The following is a 24,781-nucleotide window of genomic DNA, read 5'->3' on the forward strand; positions in this document are numbered from 1 at the left end:
GGCGATGAGCAAAGCGGGGCACAAACCGGTTCACAGATCGAACATCCTGCTGGTCGACGACGAGCGGGCCAATCTGGACGCGCTGGAGGCGGTGCTGGAAGGTCTGGGGCAGAATCTGATCACGGCCTCGCGCGGCGAGCAGGCGCTCAAGTGCGTGCTCGAATATGACTTCGCCGTGATCCTGCTCGACGTACAGATGCCGGGCATGAGCGGCATCGAGACCGCTGCGTTGATCCGTGCGCGCGAGCGGTCGCGAGCCACACCGATCATCTTTCTCACCGGCATGATGCGCACGGCCGAGATGGTCTTCAGCGGCTATTCGGCGGGCGCGGTGGATTATCTGATGAAGCCGCTGGAGCCGGAGGTGTTGCGTGCCAAGGTTGCGGTGTTCGTCGAACTGGACAAGGCGCGTCACGAGCTCGAGCGGGAGATCGGCGAGCGCGTGCGCATTGCCGAGCAGGTCACCGAGTTGAACAGCGCACTGCGCGAGAAGAATGACGATCTGTCGGCGGCGAATGCGGATCTCGAGTCGTTCTGTCATTCGGTGTCGCACGACCTGCGCATGCCGTTGCGCCACATTCATTCGTATGTGTCGATGCTGGAAGTGTCGGCCGGCGCCAAGCTGAATTCAGAGGAGCGGCGTCATGTGCAGACGGTGCAGAAGGCGGCAATGCGCATGACACGGCTGATCGACGATCTGCTGGCGTTCTCACGTATCGGCCGCGCGGCCATGCACCGACAACGCATTCGCATGGACGAGCTGATCGACGAAACGTTCCAGGAACTGGGGCCGGAGTTGAGCAACCGTCACATCGATTGGGAGCGCCATGCCATTCCGGACACCGTGGGCGATCCGCAGCTGATGAAACAAGTGTGGATCAACCTGCTGGCGAACGCCGTCAAGTACACGCGACCGCGCGATCCTGCCAAGATCGAGATCGGCGCGGACGTGAGCGGCAACGAAGTTGTTTATTACGTCCGCGACAATGGCGTCGGCTTCAACATGCAGTATGCCGATCGTCTGTTCGGCGTGTTCCAGCGCCTGCACGCGGAGACGGATTTCGAAGGCACGGGCGTCGGCCTGGCGAACGTGCGGCGTATCGTGCAGCGTCACGGCGGACGCACGTGGGCGGAAGGCGCCGAAGGGCGCGGCGCGACGGTTTATTTCTCCATGCCCATCGCCGGCAACGCCTGAGGCGGGCACCAGCGTTGCAGCGTGCGCTCGAAGTCCGCTGCGGAGTACGGCTTGGTGATGTAGTCGTCCATGCCGGCTTCGAGACAACGGTCGCGATCCTGACTCATCGCGTTGGCGGTGAGCGCGATGATCGGCGTGTGCCGATTCTGGGCTTGCTCGCGCTCGCGAATGGCGCGCGTCGCTTCGTAGCCGTCCATCTCCGGCATCTGGCAGTCCATGAAGATGAGATCGTAGCTGCGCTGCAAAGTGCGCTCGCAGGCAATGCGGCCGTTCTCGGCAAATTCCACTTCGCAGCCGAGCTTGGCGAGCAAGCGCGTCGCGAGCATGCGATTGACGGCGTGATCTTCGACCACCAGCACACGCGGCTGTAACGAGCCTGCTACCCGCCGATCGGTCGACTCCTGCCGGGCATCCAACTTGAGCACGCGACTCGTGCCGGTCGCGTCGCTGCGCTGAGCGAAGGGCAGCGTGAACCAGAACGTCGAGCCGGCGCCGGGCTGGCTGTGCGCGCCGATCTGGCCGCCCATCAGTTCGACGAGTTGTTTGGAGATCGCCAGACCCAAGCCGGTGCCGCCGTACTTGCGCGTGGTGGACGAGTCCGCCTGCGTGAACTTGGCGAACAGGCGCGGCAGCTGTTCGGGCGTGATGCCGATGCCCGTGTCTTCGACGGCCATGCGCAGCATGCCATCGACCTCCGCGGCACGAATGGTGACACGGCCGGCATCGGTGAACTTGATCGCGTTCGAGACCAGATTCACCAGTATCTGGCGCAGGCGGCCGGCATCGCCGAGGACCACGGCAGACACGTGCGAAGGCCATTGCACCTCGACCTGCAGATGTTTCTCGGCGGCGCGAGGTTGCAACAATGCCAGCGCATCCCGAGCGACCTGCCTGGCGTCGACGCGCGCCAGCTCCAGCGAAATGCGCCCGGCTTCGATGCGGGAAAAATCCAGGATGTCGTTGATGATGGTCATCAACGCCTGCCCGGAGTCGCGGATGGTGCTGGCCATCGCCTGCTGCTCGGGCGCCAGCGAGGTTTGCAGCAACAGATCGGTGAAGCCGATGACGCCATTCATCGGCGTGCGGATCTCGTGGCTCATGGTGGCCAGGAATTCGCTCTTGGCCTTGCTGGCGTCCTCGGCGGCATTGCGCGCCTGGATCAACTCGGCTTCGGCGACTTTGAAGGAGGTGATGTCCTGGTAGGTGCCAAGCACGCCCCACACTTCGCCGCGCGCGTCGATGAGCGGCACCTTGCTGGTGGTGCGCCACTCGGTGTGACCGCCGCGAACCAGCTGGTGCACGTGGTTCAGCACCGGCTGGCGATGCTCCATCACATGCCGGTCCTGCGAGCCGTCGGGCTGCGCCCCGGCCCACGGCGCTTCCTGGTCCGTCTTGCCTTCGATGTCGTCGCTGCCCACATCGGATTTGAAGTTGCGATTCGCGCCGAGGAAGCGGCCGTCGCGATCTTTCCAGAACACCCGTTGCGGCAGCAGGTCGATGACGGTTTTCAGCAGCGCCTCGGATTGCTCCGCCTGGCGCATGGCCTGCTTCAGCTGTGAGATTTCGATGGCCGTGCCGGAGATGCGCAACGCCAGGCCGTTCTGGTCGCGCTTGTTCACCGAGCCGCGCAACAACAGCGACACCCAGTGGCCGTCCTTGTGACGCATGCGAGCCTCGCTCTCGAAGAACGGCGTCTCGCCCTGGCAATGTCGATCGATCTGGTGCAGCGTGACGGTGAGGTCGTCCGGGTGCATGGCGCTATTCCACGCGTCGCGCGGAAGGCGCACAGCTTCGTCCGGCGTATAACCGAACATCGGGCCCCAGTTGCCGTCGAATTCCACCGAGTCGCGCACCAGGTCCCAGTCCCACAGGCAGACACCGGAGCCGTCGATGGCCCGTGCATGACGCTCTTGCAGCTGAGCCAGCAGCGCTTCGGCCTGCTTGCGGGCGGTGATATCGACACACACCGAGGTGTAGCGGATCACGCGACCCGAGCGGTCGGTCGTTGGGATGATGGTGGTGTCCAGCCAGAAGTAGTCGCCGTTCTTGGCGCGGTTGCGGATCTCGCCGCGCCAGGGATGGCCGGTGGCGATGCTCCGGTACATGTCCATGAAGAACTTGCGGGGATGGTGCCCCGAGTTGATCACGTTGTGATTGCGCCCGATCAACTCCTCGCGCGAGTAGCCGCTGAGGTAACAGAACAGCTCGTTGACGTGGGTGATCCGGCCGCTGGCGTCGGTGCTCGACACGATGCTGCAACTGTTGAGCACCTCGAGCTCGCTCTCCAGCTCCCGCACGCGCCTGCGCAGCCCGCCCACGAACGGACGAGCCAATAACGAGCAGAGCATCTGCAGGGGCCGATACCAGGTCCGCGGCAGGGGCTTGCCCTGCGATTGCGTGTGCCGGCGAGACAGCGGGCCGGCACCGATGAAGGCGGACAGTGGCATACGACGACTATCGGACAGAATGTGCGATAACAGCGAGTGCCGCTGTCACATCGGCTCATTATGAATAACAGCTCCGAGCCGGGTTTAGGCAATGGCCTGATGCCCGGACGAGGGTCCCGCACGAGCAGCAAGCCGTCACTAGGGACTGACACTTATTGAGTCCGGAACACTCGTTGTCGGTTCGTGGGCGCGCTGCCGCATAATCTCGCGGGGCACTGACTGCTCAAAGGAACATTCTCGATGATCGCGATACTGGAGGCACATCGCGCCGGCTTGCTGGGACGCGCCCACTGGGCACGAAACATCGTCTCCGGCGTCGTCGTCGGTGTGGTTGCGCTACCGTTGGCCATGGCGTTCGCGATCGCCTCGGGCGCAAAGCCCGAGCAGGGGCTGTACACGGCCATCGTCGCAGGCCTGCTCGTCTCGGCCTTTGGCGGCAGCCGGCTGCAGATCGCCGGGCCCACCGGGGCGTTCATCGTCATCCTGTCGGGAGTGACTGCGGAACACGGCATCGACGGCCTGCAGATCGCGACGTTGCTGGCCGGCGTGATGCTGCTGTTGCTCGGCATCGCTCGGCTCGGCGCCATCATCAAATTCATTCCCGATCCGGTAATCCTCGGGTTCACCGCGGGCATCGCGGTTGTCATCTGGACTGGCCAATGGCGTGATTTCTTCGGGCTGCCCGCCGTGACCGGGCAGCACTTCCACGAGAAGCTCTGGCATACGTTGCAGGTGCTGCCGCAAGCACACCTTGGAACCACGGCGCTGGCGGCCGCAACGCTACTGATCGTGCTGTTCGCGCCGCGCCTGTCTTTTCTCAAGCGGATTCCCGGTCCGCTGCTCGGGCTGCTGTTCGCCACGATCGTGCAGGCGATGTTTCATATCGACGGTGTGGCGACGATCGGGTCGGCGTTCGGCGGCATCCCTCGAGGGCTGCCGACGCTGCAAATGCCGGAGATCACGGCCGACCGTGTGATCGAACTGATCGGGCCCGCGTTCACCATCGCGATGCTCGGCGCAATCGAGTCGCTGCTTTCCGCCGTGGTCGCAGATGGCATGGCAGGGACGCGTCACGATTCGAATCAGGAATTGATCGGACAGGGCATCGCGAATATGGCGGCGCCGTTGTTCGGCGGTTTCGCCGCGACCGGCGCGCTCGCAAGAACAGCGACGAACGTGCGCAATGGCGGCTCCAGCCCGCTTGCGGGCGTCGTGCACGCGCTGACGCTGGTGCTCATCGTGCTCGCACTCGCGCCCCTGGCTGTGCACATTCCATTGGCGGCGCTTGCGGCCATCCTGTTCGTCGTGGCCTGGAACATGAGCGAAGCCGGCCACGTCATCAAAATGATTCGACGGGCGCCGATGGCCGACGTTGTGGTGCTGGTGCTGACCTTCGCTCTCACGGTGTTCGTGGATCTGGTGGTCGCGGTCAACATCGGTGTGATCGTCGCGGTCCTGCATTTCCTGCGCCGGATGGCGAGCAGCGTCGAGGTGCAACACCAAACTCACCAGGACTTGAGCCGCGAGTTCGCGCATCGAGGGCTGACCTTTCCGCCCGGCATACTGGCCTTCGCCGTGGAGGGACCGTTCTTTTTCGGCGCCGTCGAGAATTTCGAGCGGGCGCTGGCGGCCACCCGCACCGATCCGGAAGTGTTGATCATCCGCTTGCGATGGGTGCCGTTCATGGACATCACCGGCCTGCAGACGCTGGAGGAAGTCATCCGCGATCTGCAGCGTCGTAAAGTGCGTGTGATGCTGACCGGAGCGAATGAGCGCGTCGCCGGCAAGCTGCGCCGCGCCGGCGTCGTCGATCTGATCGGCGCCGAGAACTTCTGTGAGAATCTGGAGCAGGCGCTGGCGCGGTTGAACTCTGTGCCGGCTCAGTGATGATGCACGTGGCCGGACACCGGTATCGACACCCAGATCATCCAGGCTCCAAACAATAGCAACAGCGCACCGCTCGCGAACCGCGGCCATCGGCTCTTGAGGAAGCCTTGCACCTGCGAAGCGAGCACACTGCTCGTCAGCATGGAAGGCAGGGTGCCGAGGCCGAACGCGAACAGAATCGCTGCTCCATTCAGCGCATGCCCGCCGAGCGCGGCAAACAACAACATCGAATAGACCAGGCCGCACGGCAGCCAGCCCCATAGAAAGCCGAACGCGAGCGCTTGAGTGTGGCCGGTCAATCTGCCGGCGCCGAGCGTGAACGGTTGCAGCCGACGCCAGAATTTCGCCCCGAACGTTTCCAGCCATCGCAACGGATTCCAGGGCGACAGGATGCGCAGGGCGATCAGCATCAACAGCGCGCCGCTGGCGATGCGTAACGCCGCTCCAATGCGCGCGAGGTCCAGCACTGCTTGCAGTGTCGCGCCGATCAAACCGCAGATCGCGCCCGCCATCGCATATCCGCTGAGACGACCGACATGGTAGGAGAGAGCATTGCCTAACGCCGCACTGGGACTCGCCGCAGTCACGCGCGAGCGCATGCCCAGAGCGCCTGCCAGCCCTCCGCACATGGCGAAGCAATGAGCGCTGCCGGCAACACCGGCGACGAATGCAGCGGACAGACCGATGGCGGCGCTGGCGTCAGCCATCGCCAGGCCGTTCATCGGTTGGCGGCTCGTCTCGCAGGGCGTCCCAGCCCGGCGATTCGAGATCGTCGAACTGCCCGGCGTTCACCGCCCAGAAGAAGCCCCAGCCCGCGAAGATCACCAACGCCAGGCTCAAGGGAATCAGAACGAGCAAAATGCTCATGCCGGCGTCTCCCGCAGATTGGCGGACGTAACAACCGATGGCGCAGCGGTGCGTCGAGTCGCGCGCGGCAGCAGCCGAGTGGAGTTCAACATGACCGCCACGGAGCTGAGCGACATACCCAGCGCTGCGAGCCAGGGTGGAATGAAACCCAGCGCTGCCAGCGGGATCGAGCCCAGATTGTAGATTGCCGCCCACAGCAGATTCTGTTTCGCGATCCGCAGTGTGCGTCGCGCGAGTAGCACGGCATCGGGAAGGGCTGCCAGATTGTCGCTGACCAGAACGATCCCGGCACTGGCGTGCGCCAACGCCGCGCCGCGCCCCATGGCAATGGAAACATCCGCTGCACCCAGCACCGGCGCATCGTTGACACCGTCGCCTATCACGGCAACGCGCTTGCCTGCCTTCTGAAGGCCGAGCACGTGGCTGAGTTTCTGTTTCGCCGAGTAGCGGGCAAAGTGCCCGGTGATGCCGCATTGGCGAGCCACGGCCTGTACGGCTTCGTGCCCGTCGCCACTCAGGATCTGAGGTTCGACGTTCAACGAGCGAAGCTGACTTACCGCGCTCGCTGCAGCTGGACGCAGCGAGTCGGTGAGCTCGAACCATGCAAGCGCGCGGTGCTCGTCGCCGAGCATGATGACGCTACCCATCGATTCCACCGGTGAGCCATCAATTGCACCGCGGGATGTGTCATGGCCTAGCCGTTGCTGGAAAGCTTGCTGTTCGGAGCGTAACTCGGCGACGAAGTCCGGCGTGCCGATGCGATACAAGCGGCCGTCGATTCGCCCTTGCACGCCGCGACCGGCAATCGTTTGCATGTCCTCGACGGTCGCTTGCTCGAGATGAGGCGCAAACGCGCGAGCCATGGGGTGTTCGGACGCTTGTTCGAGCAACGCTGCAATGTACAGGCAGCGCTGTTCGGTGAGACCGGCGAGCGAGACGCATCTGGCGATCTGCAGTTCGCCTCGCGTCAGCGTGCCGGTCTTGTCGAAGACGATATGGTCCACTTTGGCCAGGCTCTCGAGCGCATCGGGATCGGTCAGCAAAATGCCATGGCGTCCAAGCCTCGCCGTCGCTGAAGCGAGCGCCGCCGGCATCGCAATGGCGAAAGCGCACGGACAGGCGACGACCAGCACCGCCAATGTCGCTGCGAATGCTTGTGACGGATCGATCGCCAGCCATGCAGCGCAGGTCAGTCCGGCCCCCATCAGCACGTAGCCGAGAAACCTGGCGGCCGCCGAGTCTGCATTGCGCGCCAGAGCCGGCTTGTATGTTTGGGCTCGGTGCATGAGCGCGACGATGTGAGATAGCGCTGTGTCCGTGCCCAGAGCGGTGACTGCGATGCTGACCGGACCGCCGACATTGATCGTGCCCGCGACCACTCGTTGGCCAACCTTCCGATGCACCGGCAAGGATTCGCCCGTGAGCATGGCTTCGTCGATGTGCGCATCGGCATCGAGCAACTGCCCGTCGGCTGGCAACACCTCGCCCCGACGCACCTGGATCACGTCGTCGAGCGCCAGCGAAGTCACAGGCACGTCTTCGATGCCGTCCGAGCCGATTCGGTGGGCAATGGCTGGCAACTGCCTGGCCAACGCATCGGTGACGCCCGCCGTGTGCTGACGAACGCTCATTTGCACGAAGCGTCCCAGCGTCAGGAAGAAGATGAACATCGTGACCGAGTCGAAGTAGACCTCGCCGCCGGCGCCTCTGAACGTGTTCCAGACGCTGGCGCCATAGGCGAGCAGCAATGCGATGCTCACGGGTACGTCCATGCCGATGGAACGGCTCCGCAAGCTGTTCCATGCGCTCAACAGAATCGGTGCGCCGGCATAGAACATGACGGGTGTCGCGACCAGCAAGCTGACCGTGCGGAAGTAGCTGAGCAGTCGCGGCTCCATGATTTCGTGCGCCAACTCGGCCGAATAGACCGCGACCGCGAACATCATCACCTGCATCATGCCGAAGCCCGCGACGGCCAGGCGCTTCAGGCTGTCGCGTCGCTCTTCGCGCAGCGCGCGTGTGACGGTTTCGTCTGTGACCGGATGCGGCACATAGCCCAGCTGCGCGATGGTGCGCATGATCTCGGCCAGGTTCAGCTGGGTACTGTCCCAGATTACGCTGGCGCGGCCGGTCGCTGCATTGACACTCACATCGAGTACACTGGCGCGCCGCCGTAACGAGTGATCGATCAGCCAACTGCACGCCGAGCAGCGCAGTCCTTCGATGAGCAGCGTGACCGAAGTTTGTCGTTCCGACGTCAGGGTGAACTGGGCCGCGAACTGCGGGTCGGCGTAGACGCGCCACTTGTCGTGCTGACTGCTCTCGCTGGGTCTAACGGAGCTGCCGTCGCGATAGCGATAGAAATCACCCAAGCCAGTGCCGGCGATCAGCTCCGCAACTGCCTGGCAGCCACTGCAGCACACCGGCTGGTCGCGTTGCTCGATGCGAGCAGTCAGCGTCGATCCGCGCAATGGCTCGCCGCAGTGGAAACAAACGCTCATCGGGCCGCCGGTGCGATGAATCTCGCCTTGGATCGTGCTTCGATGGCGCCGTCGTCGGAGCGAGCCACGATCTGAATGTCCCGGCCGCCGCTGATCGCGCTGCTCGGCGCACGAATGCGGACGGCTGTGCTCACGACTTCACCGGCGCCGACACGTTGCAGTTCGCGATCGATATCCACGCTGATGCCGTCGATGCCTCGAGCGGTGACGCGTAATGCGTGCTCGCGCGTGTCTTTGTTGATGAAACGGATCGTGTAGACGTTTTCGATCAGGCCGCCCTCGATGGGGCGATACAAGGCGTTGCGGTCGCGGAGCACGTCGACTTCGACCAGATGACGGTTCGCAACGGCGACAGCGAAGCCGACGATCAGCGCTAGCAGCACCGAGCCGTAGATGAGCGTGCGCGGCCGGACGACCCGAGTGGGTTTGTTGTCCAGGGCGTTCTGCGTCGTGTATCGAACCAGCCCACGCGGGTAGTTCATCTTGTCCATCACGCTATCGCAGGCGTCGATGCAGGCGGCGCAGGCGATGCACTCCATTTGCAGGCCCTGGCGAATGTCGATGCCGGTCGGGCATGCTTGCACGCACAGCGTGCAATCGATGCAGTCGCCCAGTCCTTTGCTTTTGGGCTCGATGCCTCGTGCCCGAGAGCCGCGCGGATCGCCGCGCTTGGCGTCATAAGAGATCACCAGGGTATTTCTATCGAACATTGCGCCTTGGAAGCGCGCATACGGGCACATGTATTTGCAGACCTGTTCCCGCATGTAGCCAGCGTTGCCGTATGTGGCGAAGCCGTAGAACACAATCCAGAACAGTTCCCAGCCGCCGAGCGTCGCGGTCAACACCCAATCGGTGAGCACGCGCACCGGCGTGAAGTAGCCGACGAAGGTGTAGCCGGTGTAGAGCGCGAACGAGATCCACAGCAATTGCTTGCCGGTCTTGCGAGCGACCTTGTTCAAGGACCATCCAGCCTGGTCCAGGCGCATGCGCTGCTGCCGATTGCCCTCGGTCCAACGCTCCATCCAGACGAAGATCTCCGTCCAGACGGTTTGCGGACAGGCGTAGCCGCACCACAAGCGGCCGGCCAGTGCGGTGAAAAAGAACAAAGACAGGGCGGCAATGATCAGCAGCCAGCTCAGCAGGAAGAAATCCTGTGGAAAGAACGTCAGCCCGAAGATATAGAACTTGCGCGCCGGCAGATCGAACAGGACGGCTTGACGCCCCTCCCATTGCAGCCAGGGCAGTGCGTAGAACAGGCCGAGCAACGCGACCGTGGCGGCCACGCGCAGCCGGTTGAAGCGTCCCTCGACTTCGCGCGGATAGACCTTCTGATGAGCAACATAAAGGCTGCCGTCATTGTTGACCGGCGGCTGCAGGGGGCGGGCGGCGTTCATCGATGTTCCCGGTCCGCCGCGCCGCTACGTGTCTCGATCAGATAGGCTGTGAGAAAGCTGGCGATGGCGGACATCATCCAGAAAAAGAAAAAGCCGACGGTGTAGCCGGCGCGACGGTCCGCCAGCCATGCCGGCGGCGCGACATCATCCACGAGCAGCTGCGGGTCGAAACAAGCGAAGAACAACAGCGTGGCAACACACGCCGCAAGGAACGAGGCCCACAGCAGCACACCCAAGTCTTCCAGGAAGTGCGGCCAGCGGGACGCTGAAGTCGTCTGCTCAGTTTGCGGCATGCACCTGCGCCTCGTTGAGGCTGAGCACATAGGCGGCGAGCAGTTTCACTTTGGTGTCGCCGAGCAGACCCTGGTGCGCGGGCATCTGGTTGTCGCGACCGTTGGTAATGGTCGCTCGCACGGTGTCGAAGTCGCCGCCGTGCAGCCAGATGTTGTCGGTGAGATTCGGCGCACCCAGCATGGCATTACCCTTCGCGTCTGCGCCATGACAGCCGACGCACAACGTTGCGAACCGTTGTTCGCCGGCCGCCACCCAATCGGCCGGCGCCTTGCCGCCGCTCAAACTGACGACATAGGAAGCAACTTCGTTGACGCCTTGATCGCCGAGCGCTCCGCCCAGTGCGGGCATCATGCCGTGACGGCCTTGCGCAATCGTTTCCAGCAGGCGTTGCTCGTCGCCGCCCCACAGCCAATCCTTGTCCGTGAGGTTGGGAAAGCCTTTGGCGCCACGCGCATCCGACCCATGGCAGCCGGCGCAGTTCGCGCTGTACAGATTCTTGGCAGTCGCCATCGCGTTGCCGTTGCCGGCCAGTTCGATGAGCGAACGATCCTGTAACGAAGCGAGGCGCTCTTCGAAGTTCGCGCGCTGGCGTGCGACCTGTGCTTCGTACTGGCCGACCGAGCTCCATTTCGACGTGCCGGCAAAATTGCCCATGCCCGGATAGAACGTGAGATAGCCGGCGCCGAAGATCACGGTGATGATGAACAGGCCCAGCCACCAGCGCGGCAGCGGATTGTTCAACTCTTCCAGATCGCCGTCCCAAACATGGCCGGTCTTGCCCGAGCCTTCCGCGGATTTCTGATCCGATGTGTCCGCTGCCGGCACGCGCGTGCGAGCGGTCCACCACATCAGCCACAGGCACGCGACGATGTTGATCGCAGTGAAGACGATGATGAAAACACTGGCGGGCTGGCGAATCATCGCGGCTGTTCCTGAGTCGGGTCGTGGTCTTCGAGCGGCAGGCGCGCCATGCGGTCGAAGTCGTGCTTGCGGTTCTTGTTCCAGGCCCATGCCCACAAGGTCATGAACGCTAGAAACAGAATCAGCGTCAGCAGGCCGCGCACCAGGCCCACGTTCAGTTCGATGCTCATTGTTGACCCTTCGCAGAACCATCGGCGGCCTTGGGCTCGCCGTAGAATTTCAAACCTTGCATGTAGGCGATCAGTGCTTCCATCTCACTGCGGTTACGCACGGCTTCCGGCGCGTCCGCAATTTCCTGTGCCGTGTACGGCACGCCGATCTTCTGCAGCGCCTGCATCTTCGCTTGGGTCGCCGCGGGATCGATCGTGCGCTCGGCGAGCCACGGAAAGCCCGGCATGTTCGATTCGGGCACCACGTCGCGAGGATTCATCAGATGGATACGATGCCACTCATCGGTGTAGCGACCGCCGACGCGCGCGAGATCCGGGCCGGTGCGCTTGGAGCCGAACTGGAACGGGTGGTCGTAAACCGCTTCACCGGCAATCGAGTAATGGCCGTAGCGCTCGGTCTCGGCCGGCAACGGCCGAACCATCTGCGAATGACAGTTGTAACAACCTTCGCGCACGTACACATCGCGTCCTTCCAGCGCGAGCGCGGAGTAGGGCTTGATGCCGGGCGAGGGCTCCACCACCGAGCTTTGCATGTAGAGCGGCGCGATCTCCACCAGGCCGCCGATGCTGATCACCACCGCGATCAGCGCGCCCATCCAGGCAATCTTCTTTTCGAGGATTTCGTGTTTCATGATGACGATCAATGACTGGTGGCGGGAGCGAGCACGGGCACGTCGACCGGCTGGGTGTCACGCACGGTGCGCCACACGTTGTAAGCCATGATCACCATGCCGCTCAGGAACATCAGGCCGCCGAGCAGTCGGATGCCGTAGTACGGATACGTTGCTTTGAGCGATTCGACGAACGTATAGGTCAGCGTGCCGTCGCTGTTCACCGCGCGCCACATCAGGCCCTGCATTACGCCGGCAATCCACATCGATGTGACGTACAGCACGATGCCAATGGTGGCCACCCAGAAGTGCGCGTCCATGAGCTTGACGCTCCACATCTGCTGCTTGCCGAACACTCGCGGGATCATTTGATACATCGCGGCGATGGTGATGAAGGCGACCCAGCCGAGCGCGCCCGCGTGCACGTGACCGATGGTCCAATCGGTGTAGTGCGACAGCGCGTTCACCGTCTTGATGGACATGAGCGGGCCTTCGAACGTCGCCATGCCGTAGAAGGACAGCGACACGACCAGGAACTTCAGGATGGGATCGGTGCGCAGCCGGTGCCATACGCCCGACATGGTCATCAGGCCGTTGATCATGCCGCCCCACGACGGCGCCAGCAGGATCAGCGAGAACACCATGCCCAAGGACTGCGCCCAGTCGGGCAGAGAGGTGTAGTGCAGGTGATGCGGACCCGCCCACATGTAGATGGAGATCAGCGCCCAGAAGTGCACGATGGACAGCCGATAGGAATAAATCGGCTTGCCGGCCTGCTTGGGCACGACGTAGTACATCATGCCGAGGAAGCCGGCAGTCAGGAAGAAGCCCACCGCGTTATGGCCGTACCACCACTGCACCATGGCGTCGACGACGCCGGAATAGATCACGTATGACTTGGTCGGCGAGACCGGGATGGCGAGGTTGTTGACGATGTGCAGGACCGCGATGGTGATGATGTACGAGGCGAAGAACCAATTCGCCACGTAGATGTGTTTCACCTTGCGTTTGACGATAGTGCCGAAGAACACCACGCCGTATGCGATCCACACTGCGGCGATCAGCAGATCGATCGGCCATTCGAGCTCGGCGTATTCCTTGCTCTGAGTCATGCCCAGCGGCAGCGTGATGGCGGCGGCCACGATCACCACCTGCCAGCCCCAGAACGTGAACGCGGCGAGACGATCGGAGAACAAGCGTGCGTGACAGGTCCGCTGCACGACGTAATAAGAAGTCGCGAACAGGGCGCAGCCTGCGAACGCGAAGATCACTGCATTCGTGTGTAGAGGGCGCAGACGACTATACGTGAGCCAGGGAATGTCGAAGTTCAGCGCCGGCCACAACAGCTGCGCGGCGATGAACGCACCAACCGCCATGCCGACGATGCCCCAGACGACAGTCATGATCGCGAACTGGCGAACGACTTTGTCGTTGTACGTGGCGCGCGCCTCGGTGCCGGCGTATGGAAGCGCGGCGCTGGCGGGCAAAACATTGGCGGACATCTAAAGCCTCTTAGAGAGTTTCAATCGGCGCAGCAAAGGTACCGCGCAGCGCCTTTTTTCTAATTACGGAGAGCCCGAGAGAGACTGCGCACCACCCCTGAGTGGTAACGCTGAGTGCGGCCCGAGATGTCGACTGCGTCTCGCTTTCGACGCGGTGGCTGCGTCGCTGACGATCACGCCCTTCGCATCACGCGAAGACGGCGCGAATGTTCAGGGTTTGCCTGATGCGATCAGATGACCTTGGAGAACTGCGTGCCGGCTGCGCGCGGCAGATAAGCATCGAACACCATCGCGATGGTTCTCAGCAGCGAACGGCCTCGTTCGGTGACGTGGATGGCGTCGGCGTCGCTGGTTATCAGTCCGTCGCCCGCCAATGCGTTCAGCGCGACCAGCTCATTGGCAAAGTAGGTGCTGAACTCGAGCGCATAGCGACTTTCGATCTCGCGCATGCAAAGCTCGCCCTTGCACATGAGCCGCTGAATGACTTCACGACGCAATACATCGTCCATGCTGAGCATGATCCCGCGGTCCACCGGCAGCCGCCCTTGGTCGAGTGCCGCGTAGTAGCCGGACAAGTCCTTACGGTTTTGGGAGTAAGAGTTGCCCACCGCACCGATGGCGCTCACGCCCAAGCCGATCAGGTCGCAGTCGCCGTGCGTCGAATAGCCCTGGAAGTTGCGATGCAGGCTGCCGTCGCGCATCGCGCGGGCCAGATCGTCATCGGGCAGGGCGAAATGATCCATGCCGATATACACATATCCGGCTTCGGTGAGTCGTTCGACGGTGAGTGCGAGCAGCTGCAGGCGTGTTTCCGCATCGGGCAGCTGGTCGGCTCGTATGGCTCGCTGTGCTTTGAAGAGACGGGGCATGTGCGCGTAACCGTAGGCCGCGATGCGGTCGGGGCGCATCCGGACGACTGTGTCGAGCGTCGCGCCAAAACTTGCGACGGTTTGTAGCGGCAAGCCGTAGATGAGATCGAAGCTCACGGAGCGATATTTCAGCTCGCGGGCTTGCACCACACATTCCGCGATGTGCTCGGCGCTCTGCAGCCGATTTACCGCTCGTTGCACCCGTGGATCGAAATCCTGAACGCCGAGGCTGAGCCGGTTGAAGCCGAGCTTCGCCAGCTCCGTCAGCGTGGTCGCTTGGAGCGTGCGCGGATCGATCTCGATGGAAAATTCCCGCTGCTCGGAGCGGTCGATACTGAAGTGCCTGCCCAATTGCTCGAACAGTGCACCGAGTTGCCCCAGGGTCAGATAAGTCGGCGTGCCGCCGCCGAAGTGCAGCTGCCTGACATTGCGCCGCCGTTCGAACAGGGCGCTCTGCAATTCGATCTCACGCTGCAAACGTTGCAGATACTGCTCGGCGTGCACCGGATCCCTGGTGATGATCTTGTTACAGCCGCAGTAGAAGCAAGGCTTCGCACAAAACGGCACGTGCACATATATCGACAGGGGCGGCGGCGAGCCGGCGTTACTCAATAAGGCGGCGCGACGGTAGCTTTGCTCGTCGAAACCGGGATGAAACTGAACTGCCGTCGGGTAGGACGTGTAGCGAGGTCCATGGCAGTCATAGCGACGGATCAATGTGGCGTCGAGTTTCATTCGCGGCCTTGTGGCGGAGGAGCCTGGACGGACCGAAGCGGCCCGGCCTATGGCGGCTATAGTTATAGAGAGGCCGCTTCCGCGGCGCGCTCCGGACCTCCACGCAAGGCGTGCGGGATAGTCCGGAACGGCTACAGGCTGTAATCCTTGCCGGCATTTGGCTGGGAGTGACATCAATTCCCGACAGACTCTTGCATCGAATAGAAAAATTCCCAATATAAAGGTCGGCGACTGCCAGCGGGGGCGGAGACAACAATGCAAACCTCTCAAGAGCGGCCTATGACGACGTTCCGTGTGGCGGACAACGCGCCACCCGGTCCAGCGCGCCAGGACTCCTCTTCCCACGCCGAACCCGCACCGCACCTGCTTTCCCTCGAAAGCCGCATGCTGCGCGCTTTGCTACATGCGTTCGGCGATCCGCCGGTTCAGCTGGCGCTCTGGAATGGCGAGCGCGTCGGCCCACCCGAGGCGGTGGCGACCCTGCACATTCCGGATCGAGCCACCTTGATGCGCCTGTGCCGGGATCCCGATCTGCAGTTCGGCGAGCTGTACAGCATCGGCAAAATCCAGGTCGAGGGCGATATCGGCCGGCTCATCGAGGTGTTGTATCAGGGGTCGGCGAACCCGGGCCGCAACTCCATCTCGGCGCTGCGGCGCGTGGGGCAATGGTTGCACCGGCGGCCGTCCAACACGTTGCACGGCTCGCGCGAAAATATTCATCATCACTACGACATCGGTAACGAGTTCTATTCCCTGTGGCTGGGCTCGACCATGGCGTACACCTGCGCATACTTCCCGACGCCGGATGCCACCCTGGACCAGGCGCAGAACGCCAAGATGGAGCACGTGTGCCGCAAGTTGCAACTGCGTCCGGGGCAGACCGTCGCCGAAGCCGGTTGTGGCTGGGGCGGGCTCGCGTTGTATATGGCGCGCCATCATGGCGTGAAAGTCAGGGCGTTCAATATCTCGCGAGAGCAAATCGCATTTGCTCGGGGGCGCGCCAAGGCCGAGGGGCTGGAAAACAACGTCGAGTTCGTCGAGGACGACTATAGAAACATCCGCGGACAGTACGACGCGTTTGTTTCGGTGGGCATGCTCGAGCACGTCGGCGTCGAGAACTATCCGGGGCTGGGAGAGGTCATCCGCGGCTGCCTGAAGCCGGACGGGCTGGGTCTGATTCACACCATTGGCCGCAACCGCTGGAAGCCCATGCACCGCTGGATCGATCGACGCATCTTCCCGGGCGCGAATCCGCCGTCGCTCAAGCAGATGATGGAAATCTTCGAGGACGCGGAGTTTTCGGTGCTCGACGTGGAGAATCTGCGGCTGCACTACGCCAAGACGCTCGACTGGTGGTGGCGGCTGTACGAGGAATCGCGCGACAAGGTAGCGCGCATGTTCGATGAGGATTTCGTGAGGATGTGGCGCCTGTATCTCGCCGGTTCACGCGCCGCGTTCGTAACCGGTGAAATGCAGCTGTTCCAGGTGGTGTTCTCGGCCGGCGCCAACAACAAGATTCCGCTGACGCGTGAGCACCTGTATCACCCATGAGCGCCGACACCTGTGATGTCTTGATCGTCGGGGGTGGCCCGGCCGGATCCACTTGCGCGCGCACACTGCGGCGCGCCGGGCTGGACGTGCTCATCATGGACAAGAGCGTGTTCCCACGGGACAAAGTGTGCGCCGGGTGGATCACGCCGCAGGTCGTGCAGGAACTCGATCTGGATGTCGAGGACTATCGGCAAGGCCGAGTCCTGCAGCCTATCAATTCATTCATCACCGGCATGGGCGAGCGAGCCAATGCAGCGGTGAATTACCACAAGGTCGTGAGCTACGGCATCCGCCGCTGCGAGTTCGATCATTACTTGTTGGAGCACAGCGGTGCGCGATTGCGCCTGGGCGAAGCTTGGCAGTCGATGCAGCGGCAGGGCGATCGCTGGCTGGTCAATGGCGAGATTTCTGCGCCGTTGGTCATTGGCGCCGGCGGACACTTCTGTCCCGTCGCACGTTTCCTCGGTGCGCACCTCGGCAAGGAAGAGCGCGCCATCAGCGCGCAGGAAATCGAGTTCGAGCTGAATGAATCGCAGGCCGCGCAATGTTCGGTCACCGGCGAGCGGCCCGAGCTGTATTTCTGCGATGACCTGAAGGGCTACGGCTGGTGTTTCCGCAAAGGCAACTATCTCAACGTGGGCCTGGGTCGCGAAGGAAACCATCGGCTCGCCGAGCACGTGCAAACATTTGCCCGTTCACTGGCCGCGCAAGGCAGGATTCCGGCGGATCTGCCCGGTAAGTTCAAGGGTCACGCCTATTTGTTATACGCGCACGGCAACCGGCCTGTGATTGCCGATGGCGTGATGATCATCGGCGACGCCGCCGGCCTTGCCTATACACAAAGCGGTGAGGGCATCCGGCCGGCGATCGAGTCGGGCTTGATGGCTGCGGCCAACGCGTTGGCCCTGAATCGCGATTATCGTCGCGAGCGCTTGTCGCATTACGAGGCCGCTCTGCGGTCCCGCTTCGGCGAGCGTGGCGAAGCGCCTGCGCTGGCGATGCTCCCCTCGAAGTTACGTCTCGGGCTCGCGCGTGCGCTGATGCAAACTCAGTGGTTCGCACGCAATGTCGTGCTCGACCGCTGGTTCCTGCACGCACAGTTGCCGGCGCTCTATTCGTAACCCGCGCTGAGCACATGCCCGGCTGCCGAAGCGCAGGGACCCGCAGGATCGGCTTATCGCACCGACCACTGCCAGTCGCGGACCTCTGGCATATCTTCTCCATGTCGGCGCACGTACTCGCGATGCTCGATGAGTTTGTCCCGTAGCCGCTGACGCAGGTGGCCGGCTTGCGCGCCGAGTGAGGGCACCAGATCGATGGCGGCCTCCGCGAGATGGAAGCGGTCGAGATCGTTCAGCACCGTCATATCGAACGGCGTCGTGGTCGTGCCTTCCTCTTTGTAGCCTCGCACGTGCAGGTTGTCATGGCCGGCGCGTCGATAGGTGAGGCGATGGATCAGCCAGGGATAGCCATGGAACGCGAACAGGATGGGCTTGTCCTTGGTGAACATGGCGTCGAATTCCTTGTCGCTCATGCCGTGCGGATGCTCGCTCTCGGGCTGCAGCGTCATCAGGTCGACAACGTTCACGACGCGGATCTTCAACGATGGCAGCCATGCGCGCAGCAGCGATACCGCGGCCAATGTTTCCAATGTCGGGACATCGCCGGCGCACGCCATGACGATATCCGGCGATCCGTCCTGATCGTTGCTGGCCCAGTCCCAGATGCCGGCGCCGGCGCTGCAATGTTTGATGGCTGCATCCATCGACAGCCACTGAAACTGCGGCTGCTTGCCCGCGACGATGACGTTCACGTAGTTGCGACTGCGCAGACAATGGTCCGTGACGCTCAACAATGTGTTGGCGTCCGGCGGCAGATACACGCGCACGACCTCGGGCTTCTTGTTCACGACATGATCTATGAAGCCGGGATCCTGATGGCTGAATCCGTTGTGATCCTGGCGCCACACGTGCGAGGTCAGCAGATAGTTGAGCGAGGCGATGGAGCGCCGCCAGGGAATGTGACGGCAGGTTTTCAGCCACTTGGCGTGCTGATTGAACATCGAATCGACGATGTGCACGAACGCCTCGTAGCAGCTGAAGAAGCCGTGCCGCCCGGTCAACAAATAGCCTTCGAGCCAGCCCTGGCATTGGTGCTCGCTCAACATCTCCATGACGCGACCGTCGCTGGCGACTTTGGTGTCCGAAGGCAGGATCTCGGCGGCGAGCATGCGCGATGTGACTTCCAGTACGTTGTCCCAGCGGTTCGATGTGAACTCGTCCGGCGCGAACAGACGGAAGTTCGCCGACTGCATGTTCATCTTCATCACGTCGCGAAGGAAGGTGCCTTGGAAGCGCGTTGCTTCAGCGATCCGCGAGCCGGGCGAGGGCAGCTCGACGGCATATTCGCGGAAGTCGGGAAGACGCAGGTCGCGAAGTAGAATCCCGCCGTTCGCATGCGGGTTGTCGCCCATGCGGCGCTTGCCGACCGGCGCCAGCTCGCGCAACGTCGGCTGCAAGCTACCCTCGGTAGTAAACAACTCCTCAGGCTTGTAGCTGCGCATCCAGGTTTCGAGCTGCTGCAGGTGATCTTTCTTGTCGGCAAGGCCGGAGAGCGGCACCTGATGCGAGCGCCAGCTGTTCTCCACCGGCACGCCGTCCACTTCCTCCGGGCCGGTCCAGCCCTTGGGGGTGTGCAGTACGAGCATGGGCCAGCGCGGTCGTTGTTTGAAACCGTTCTTGCGCGCGTCCGCTTGGATCGCGCGGATGCGCTCGATCATCCGATCCATCGTTTGCGCCATGGCGAGATGAGTCGCCGGTATGGAGTCGGCGGCGTCGATGAAGAACGGCTCGTAGCCGTAGCCTTGCATCAGCTGGGCCAGTTCTTCGCGCGGAATACGGGCGAGCACCGTCGGGCCGGCGATCTTGTAACCGTTCAGGTGCAGGATGGGCAGCACCGCGCCGTCGCGCACGGGATTCAGAAACTTGTTCGAGTGCCAGCTGGTCGCGAGCGGGCCGGTCTCGGCTTCGCCATCGCCGATGACACAGGCCACAATGAGATCGGGATTGTCGAACACCGCACCGGTGGCGTGCGACAACGCGTAGCCCAGCTCGCCGCCTTCGTGAATCGAGCCCGGCGTTTCCGGCGCGACGTGACTGGGAATGCCGCCGGGAAACGAAAACTGCTTGAACAGCCGGCGCAGTCCTTCCTTGTCCTCTGAGACATTCGGGTAGTACTCGCTGTACGTGCCTTCGAGATAAACGTTGGCGACCAGCGCCGGCCCGCCGTGCCCCGGGCCGGCCACATACAGCACGTCCAGGTCGTACTTACGGATGACGCGGTTCAGATGCGCGTACACGAAGTTGAGTCCGGGCGTCGTACCCCAGTGGCCCAGCAGGCGCGGCTTGATGTGCGACAGCTGCAGCGACTCTTCGAGCAGCGGGTTGTCCATCAGATAGATCTGACCCACCGCGAGATAGTTGGCGGCGCGCCAGTAGGCATCGAGCCGGGTCAGATATTCAGGACTGAGCGTGGGATCGGCTGACATGGCGGCTCCTCGGAAGGCGGTTGGCCGTTAGCAGTTGGAGGTTGTAGAGAGCGCTCGTTCTTGCTAACCGCCGATCTCTAACCTCTAGCCGCCACTCAAGGTTTCACCATTGAGGGTCAGGTGCATCTTCACCAGGTGCGCGACCGAGCGCGCCTGCATTTTTTCCATGACGTTGGCGCGGTGAATCTCGACGGTGCGCTCGCTCAGCCCCAGGTCGATCGCAATCACTTTGTTGGCGCGGCCATCGACGACCAGCGCCATCACTTCACGCTCGCGGGGCGTGAGCGACTCGCTGCGACGCTTGAGATCGGCGTGCCGCTCGACGGTCTCGCGGTTCTCGGCATCCTGCTTCAGCGCGCCGTTGATGCGGTCGAGCAGGTCCTGGTCGCGGAAGGGCTTCTGTAGAAAATCAAATGCGCCATCTTTCATGGCTTGCACCGCCATTGGAATGTCGCCGTGGCCGGTGATCAGGATGACGGGCAGCATCGAACCGCTGCGGTTGAGCTGCTGCTGCACTTCCAGTCCGCTCATTTCGGGCATGCGCACGTCCAGCACCAGGCAGCCGGGCTGATTCGGATCGAGCTTTTGCAGAAATTCGGCAGCCCGCTCGAAGGTAACGGCGTTGTAGCCGACGGTCGACATGAGCACGCTCAGCGCGCGGCGCATGCCGTCGTCGTCATCGACGATGTAGATCGTGGGTTTTTTGCGAGGCGTGGTCTTGTTGGCCGTCATAGCTATCAAACTGCCGCTGGCAATCTGAACCAGAACCTGGCGCCCCCGCCCTCGACATCGTCGCAGCCGATCGCGCCTTCGTGCGCTTCGACAATAGCGCGGCTGGATGCCAGGCCCAGGCCCGTGCCCTGATCCTTGGTGGTGAAAAACGGACGAAACAATTGTGCACGAACCTCGGTCGACAAGCCCATGCCATTATCGATGACGGCAGTCGTCACCGCGTAACGATCCCCTGTGACTGCGATACGGACGCGCGCCGGCCGCTGGTCGGGACGGGGCGCTTCGAGTGAATTCTGCACCAGCGTGTAAAGCACGTGCTGAATGCGCAGCCGGTCGACCGAAACGGCCGGTAACGCGTCATCGATCGCCACTTCCACGTGCACGCCAGCGCGATTCGCCAAAAGCTCCAGCACGGGCAGCAACTCAGCGATCACGTCGGGCATGGCGCAATCGACCCGCGCCACGGCCACGTCATTGAACAATTTGCGAATGCGACGGATGCCCTGTCCCGCATTGAGCGCTTCATTGCTGATGTGACGCAGGACGTCCAACGCTTGCGCAGTCATGGGCTCGGGGCGCGAGAGCATGCGCTCGGCGGCCTGCGCAAACGTTGCAATGGCGCCAATCGGCTGATTCAACTCGTGCGCAAAGCCGCTGGCCATTTCTTCCAGCGCCGAGGTGCGCGCAATCTGCATCAACTGCTCGAGCAGCCGTGACGTCGCCGGCGTGCCCGAAGCATCGCTCTCAGCGGACATGACGGAGTCGCTGCTGGGCGGCGGCGCGGGCGGGGTGGAGCGGGATTGCCATGATTCCGGGAGTTTCATATGGGTAGCAGACTGCCGCAACCCCTGGCCAGCGACACCCGCGACTTCCACGGAACTCACTACGCCCGCCCCTTAGATGCGCCACCGCCTGTCGGTATCGATGTTGTGCCGTGGTGAAAAGCGGCATAATTTTCCGGTTACCACGAGACGACGATGGACCAGCTCAGCGATATCACCCAGCACCTGTTGCGCTTTTCCCCGGACGCGTTGATCGTGGTCGACGCCGGCGGCCGCATCCGTTTCGCCAATCAGACGGTCACGGACCTGTTCGGGTACGCGCCGGAGCAGCTGCTGGACAAGCCGCTGGAAACGCTGATTCCCGAGCGCCTGCGCGGCAAGCATGTCAGTCATCTCACTGCTTATCTGAACAAGCCCGGCAATCGAGAGATGGGCGCGCGTATTGCCGATTTGTTTGCACGGCGCGCCGATGGCAGCGAGTTCGCGGCCGGCATCCGGCTGGCGCCGTTCAAAATCGGCAGCACCCTGTTCGTCGCCGCTGCGATCCGCGACAACACCGAGCGGCAGCAGATCAATGAAGCCCTGATCGCTGCACGCGAAGAAGCTGACCGGGCGAATCGAGCCAAGAGCCGCTTTCTGGCGACTGCCAGCCACGATCTGCGTCAGCCCATTCAAACCATTCGTCTGCTGAATGCGGCCATGCTCAAGATTTCGCGGCCCGATCTGCGCGAGCTGTTACAGCAGCAGGAGCGTGCGATCGAGGGCATGACTCGCATGCTGAACGCCTTGCTCGACATCAGCCGGCTGGAATCGGGCGCGATCGAGCCGGAGGTTGTCGATGTGCCGCTCGCCGATACCCTGCATCAGCTGACCACCGAGTTCGAATCGGTGGCGCAGGCGCGTGGCATCGGACTGCGCATCGAGCCAGCTGCGTTGATCGTTTCGACCGATCGCAATCTGTTCTATCAGTTGTTGCAGAACCTGCTCGGCAATGCCTTGAAATACACCGATCAGGGCGAGGTGAAGGTCAGCTGCGTGCCGGGCTCGAGCGCGCTCACGATCACTGTGAGCGACACGGGAATCGGCATCCCCGCCGACAAGCTGGATCGCATCTTCGATGAGTACTATCAAGTCGACACGCAGGGCGCGAAACGCATGGGTGTGGGGCTGGGCCTGGCGATCGTCAAAGAAGTCGCGCGGCTGTTGGGATTCGCCGTGAGCATCAGCTCACGGGTCGGCGAGGGCACGCAGGCAGTCGTGAGTATCCCGAACCAATATTTGACATTGGTGCCTGCGGGCGCGGATTCGGCGGCCAGCGCCGAGCCGGTCGGCGGAGCGACGCGCCGCTCGCGGGTGCTGCTGGTCGAGGATAACGATGGCGTGCGGCTGGCGACGGAATTGTTTCTTCGGTTCGAAGGCTTTCACGTCGAGAGCGCGCCGTCCGCCGCCGAGGCCGAGACGCTGTTCGAGAAATTCCAGCGCGGCGACGTGATCGTCGCTGACTATCATCTCGACGGCCGCAACACTGGCCTGGAACTGCTGACCCGACTGCGCCAGCGTCTCGGTTACGATGCGCCCGGCGTCGTGCTCAGTGGCGATCTGCCGTCGGTGCTGCGCTCGTTGCGCACACCGGTGCCGAATTGCCGCTTTCTGAGCAAGCCGGTCGACACCTCTGCACTGCTCGACGCGATCGACGAGCTGTCCGCTCCGACGCAGAGCGACGTTCAGCGCAGCGGGCTTGCCCGGAGTTGATACGCGGTTGTCCCGATACCGGGCGCGGCACCGCGATTCGAGACTCAGCGTGAGGGCACAGCCATGAACACGAGCACATCCATGCCCATGGATTACATCAAACGAATTCTGGTGATCGTCGATCCGACCGCGACCGCGCACCCGTCGATCGACAAAGCGGCGCTGCTGGCCGAAAAGTTCAATGCGCGGCTGGAGCTGTTCGTCTGCGATACCAAGGCGGCGCGCGAGATGCGATTGTCGTCGCACCTGCGCTCGAAGCCGGGCGCGCCACTGCCTACGAACATCAAAGGCGAGCTCGAATCTTTGGCCGCACCGTTACGCGAGCGCGGTCTGGATGTCACGACCGAAACCGTGTGTGCCGAGCCGCTGCACGTCGGATTGATCGATCGCATCCGACACACCAGTGCCGATCTGGTGGTGAAGGACACGCATCATCATTCGCTTGCGCAGCGAACGTTTCTCACCAATACGGACTGGCAGTTGATTCGCGCTTGCCCGGTGCCGCTGTTGTTGACCAAAGCTGCGCCATGGGCGCAGACACCGCGCGTCGTCGCGGCGGTGGACCCAGGTCATGTCAATGACAAGCCGAAAATTCTGGACCACTGGATCATCGAGCATGCATCGTTGTTCGCGCAGCGGCTGCACGGCGAGCTGCACGTGGTGCACGTTTATTTGCCGCTGGCCATAATCGGCGTAGCGACGACAATGAATCAGGTGGTTGCAGCGGCGGCGCCGGAGGAGCTGGCGATCGAAGAAAAGAATCGCCGCGAGCTCGTGAGTGCGTTGGTCAGCGACTATGACATCCCGCCCAAGAACATCCATCTCGAGCTGGGCGGGTCCGGTCAGATGCTGCCACTGGCCGCCGAACGCATCAGTGCAGATGTACTGACGATGGGCGCGATCGCGCGTAGCGGGCTCAAGCGGATTTTCGTCGGCAGTACGGCGGAGGATGTGCTCGAGAAGCTGCCGTGCGATGCGTTGATCGTGAAGCCGCCGCAGTTTGGAGAACATGTCGCGCTCTGAA

20 protein-coding genes are annotated in these 24,781 nt (G+C 62.8%); 6 read left to right on the forward strand and 14 right to left on the reverse strand.

Features of this window, described 5'->3' with window-relative positions; all coding sequences use genetic code 11:
• Nucleotides 1–4 precede the first annotated feature (4 nt).
• Nucleotides 5–1,195, forward strand: a complete 1,191-nt coding sequence (locus tag EK373_RS15645) for a sensor histidine kinase (RefSeq protein ID WP_129644533.1) — start codon at nt 5–7, stop codon at nt 1,193–1,195.
• On the opposite strand, the gene EK373_RS15650 is transcribed toward EK373_RS15645, so the two are convergent.
• On the reverse strand, nt 1,162–3,642 hold the full coding sequence (locus tag EK373_RS15650) for a PAS domain S-box protein (RefSeq protein WP_129644535.1): 2,481 nt from the start codon (nt 3,640–3,642) through the stop codon (nt 1,162–1,164). The genes EK373_RS15645 and EK373_RS15650 overlap by 34 nt on opposite strands.
• A 240-nt stretch (nt 3,643–3,882) precedes the next feature.
• Here EK373_RS15650 and EK373_RS15655 point away from each other — a divergent pair, with 240 nt between their 5' ends.
• Complete coding sequence (locus EK373_RS15655) at nt 3,883–5,529, forward strand: SulP family inorganic anion transporter (RefSeq protein ID WP_129644537.1); 1,647 nt, start codon at nt 3,883–3,885, stop codon at nt 5,527–5,529.
• Here the strand turns inward: EK373_RS15655 and EK373_RS15660 are convergent.
• From EK373_RS15660 to hemN, 10 genes are all read right to left on the reverse strand, one after another.
• Nucleotides 5,523–6,251 (reverse strand): sulfite exporter TauE/SafE family protein, encoded by a 729-nt coding sequence (locus EK373_RS15660; RefSeq protein WP_129644539.1) that lies wholly within the window; start codon nt 6,249–6,251, stop codon nt 5,523–5,525. The genes EK373_RS15655 and EK373_RS15660 overlap by 7 nt on opposite strands.
• Nucleotides 6,229–6,396 (reverse strand): cbb3-type cytochrome oxidase assembly protein CcoS, encoded by a 168-nt coding sequence (gene ccoS / locus EK373_RS15665; RefSeq protein WP_129644541.1) that lies wholly within the window; start codon nt 6,394–6,396, stop codon nt 6,229–6,231. Before ccoS ends, EK373_RS15660 begins: the two co-directional genes overlap by 23 nt.
• Nucleotides 6,393–8,897 carry a heavy metal translocating P-type ATPase gene (locus EK373_RS15670; protein ID WP_129644543.1) on the reverse strand — a complete coding sequence of 835 codons (2,505 nt, stop codon included), beginning with the start codon at nt 8,895–8,897 and terminating at the stop codon, nt 6,393–6,395. Before EK373_RS15670 ends, ccoS begins: the two co-directional genes overlap by 4 nt.
• Nucleotides 8,894–10,291: a cytochrome c oxidase accessory protein CcoG gene (ccoG, locus tag EK373_RS15675; protein ID WP_129644545.1), complete on the reverse strand. Its 1,398-nt coding sequence runs from the start codon at nt 10,289–10,291 to the stop codon at nt 8,894–8,896. Before ccoG ends, EK373_RS15670 begins: the two co-directional genes overlap by 4 nt.
• On the reverse strand, nt 10,288–10,584 hold the full coding sequence (locus tag EK373_RS15680; RefSeq protein WP_129644547.1) for a hypothetical protein: 297 nt from the start codon (nt 10,582–10,584) through the stop codon (nt 10,288–10,290). Before EK373_RS15680 ends, ccoG begins: the two co-directional genes overlap by 4 nt.
• Complete coding sequence (gene ccoP, locus EK373_RS15685) at nt 10,571–11,506, reverse strand: cytochrome-c oxidase, cbb3-type subunit III (protein WP_129644549.1); 936 nt, start codon at nt 11,504–11,506, stop codon at nt 10,571–10,573. The genes EK373_RS15680 and ccoP overlap by 14 nt, the downstream gene beginning before the upstream one ends.
• Nucleotides 11,503–11,676, reverse strand: a complete 174-nt coding sequence (locus tag EK373_RS15690) for a cbb3-type cytochrome oxidase subunit 3 (protein WP_129644551.1) — start codon at nt 11,674–11,676, stop codon at nt 11,503–11,505. The genes ccoP and EK373_RS15690 overlap by 4 nt, the downstream gene beginning before the upstream one ends.
• Nucleotides 11,673–12,308 carry a cytochrome-c oxidase, cbb3-type subunit II gene (gene ccoO / locus EK373_RS15695; protein ID WP_129644553.1) on the reverse strand — a complete coding sequence of 212 codons (636 nt, stop codon included), beginning with the start codon at nt 12,306–12,308 and terminating at the stop codon, nt 11,673–11,675. Before ccoO ends, EK373_RS15690 begins: the two co-directional genes overlap by 4 nt.
• 8 nt (nt 12,309–12,316) lie before the next feature.
• The gene (ccoN, locus tag EK373_RS15700) at nt 12,317–13,789 is read right to left on the reverse strand and encodes a cytochrome-c oxidase, cbb3-type subunit I (protein ID WP_129644555.1); all 1,473 of its coding nucleotides are present in this window, start codon (nt 13,787–13,789) and stop codon (nt 12,317–12,319) included.
• 230 nt (nt 13,790–14,019) lie between these two features.
• On the reverse strand, nt 14,020–15,393 hold the full coding sequence (hemN, locus tag EK373_RS15705) for an oxygen-independent coproporphyrinogen III oxidase (RefSeq protein ID WP_129644557.1): 1,374 nt from the start codon (nt 15,391–15,393) through the stop codon (nt 14,020–14,022).
• 255 nt (nt 15,394–15,648) lie between these two features.
• Here hemN and EK373_RS15710 point away from each other — a divergent pair, with 255 nt between their 5' ends.
• The gene (locus EK373_RS15710; protein WP_232831126.1) at nt 15,649–16,944 is read left to right on the forward strand and encodes an SAM-dependent methyltransferase; all 1,296 of its coding nucleotides are present in this window, start codon (nt 15,649–15,651) and stop codon (nt 16,942–16,944) included.
• A complete protein-coding gene (locus tag EK373_RS15715; protein WP_129644561.1) occupies nt 16,941–18,065 on the forward strand; it encodes an NAD(P)/FAD-dependent oxidoreductase in 1,125 nt (374 codons plus the stop codon). Before EK373_RS15710 ends, EK373_RS15715 begins: the two co-directional genes overlap by 4 nt.
• A 53-nt stretch (nt 18,066–18,118) precedes the next feature.
• On the opposite strand, the gene EK373_RS15720 is transcribed toward EK373_RS15715, so the two are convergent.
• The 3 genes from EK373_RS15720 to EK373_RS15730 form a co-directional block, all read right to left on the reverse strand.
• Nucleotides 18,119–20,491 (reverse strand): phosphoketolase family protein, encoded by a 2,373-nt coding sequence (locus EK373_RS15720; RefSeq protein ID WP_129644563.1) that lies wholly within the window; start codon nt 20,489–20,491, stop codon nt 18,119–18,121.
• 84 nt (nt 20,492–20,575) lie between these two features.
• Entirely contained in the window at nt 20,576–21,223 is a 648-nt protein-coding gene (locus EK373_RS15725) for a response regulator transcription factor (RefSeq protein ID WP_129644565.1), read from the reverse strand.
• Nucleotides 21,224–21,228: 5 nt separating this feature from the next.
• The gene (locus EK373_RS15730; RefSeq protein WP_198683376.1) at nt 21,229–21,978 is read right to left on the reverse strand and encodes a sensor histidine kinase; all 750 of its coding nucleotides are present in this window, start codon (nt 21,976–21,978) and stop codon (nt 21,229–21,231) included.
• Between the two features lie 222 nt (nt 21,979–22,200).
• On the opposite strand from EK373_RS15730, the gene EK373_RS15735 reads away from it, so the two are divergent.
• Nucleotides 22,201–23,757: a hybrid sensor histidine kinase/response regulator gene (locus EK373_RS15735; protein ID WP_129644569.1), complete on the forward strand. Its 1,557-nt coding sequence runs from the start codon at nt 22,201–22,203 to the stop codon at nt 23,755–23,757.
• Nucleotides 23,758–23,820: 63 nt separating this feature from the next.
• Nucleotides 23,821–24,780, forward strand: a complete 960-nt coding sequence (locus EK373_RS15740; protein WP_129644571.1) for a universal stress protein — start codon at nt 23,821–23,823, stop codon at nt 24,778–24,780.
• Nucleotide 24,781: the final 1 nt, after the last annotated feature.

This window comes from Peristeroidobacter agariperforans, assembly GCF_004138335.1.
Lineage (GTDB): Bacteria > Pseudomonadota > Gammaproteobacteria > Steroidobacterales > Steroidobacteraceae > Steroidobacter > Steroidobacter agariperforans.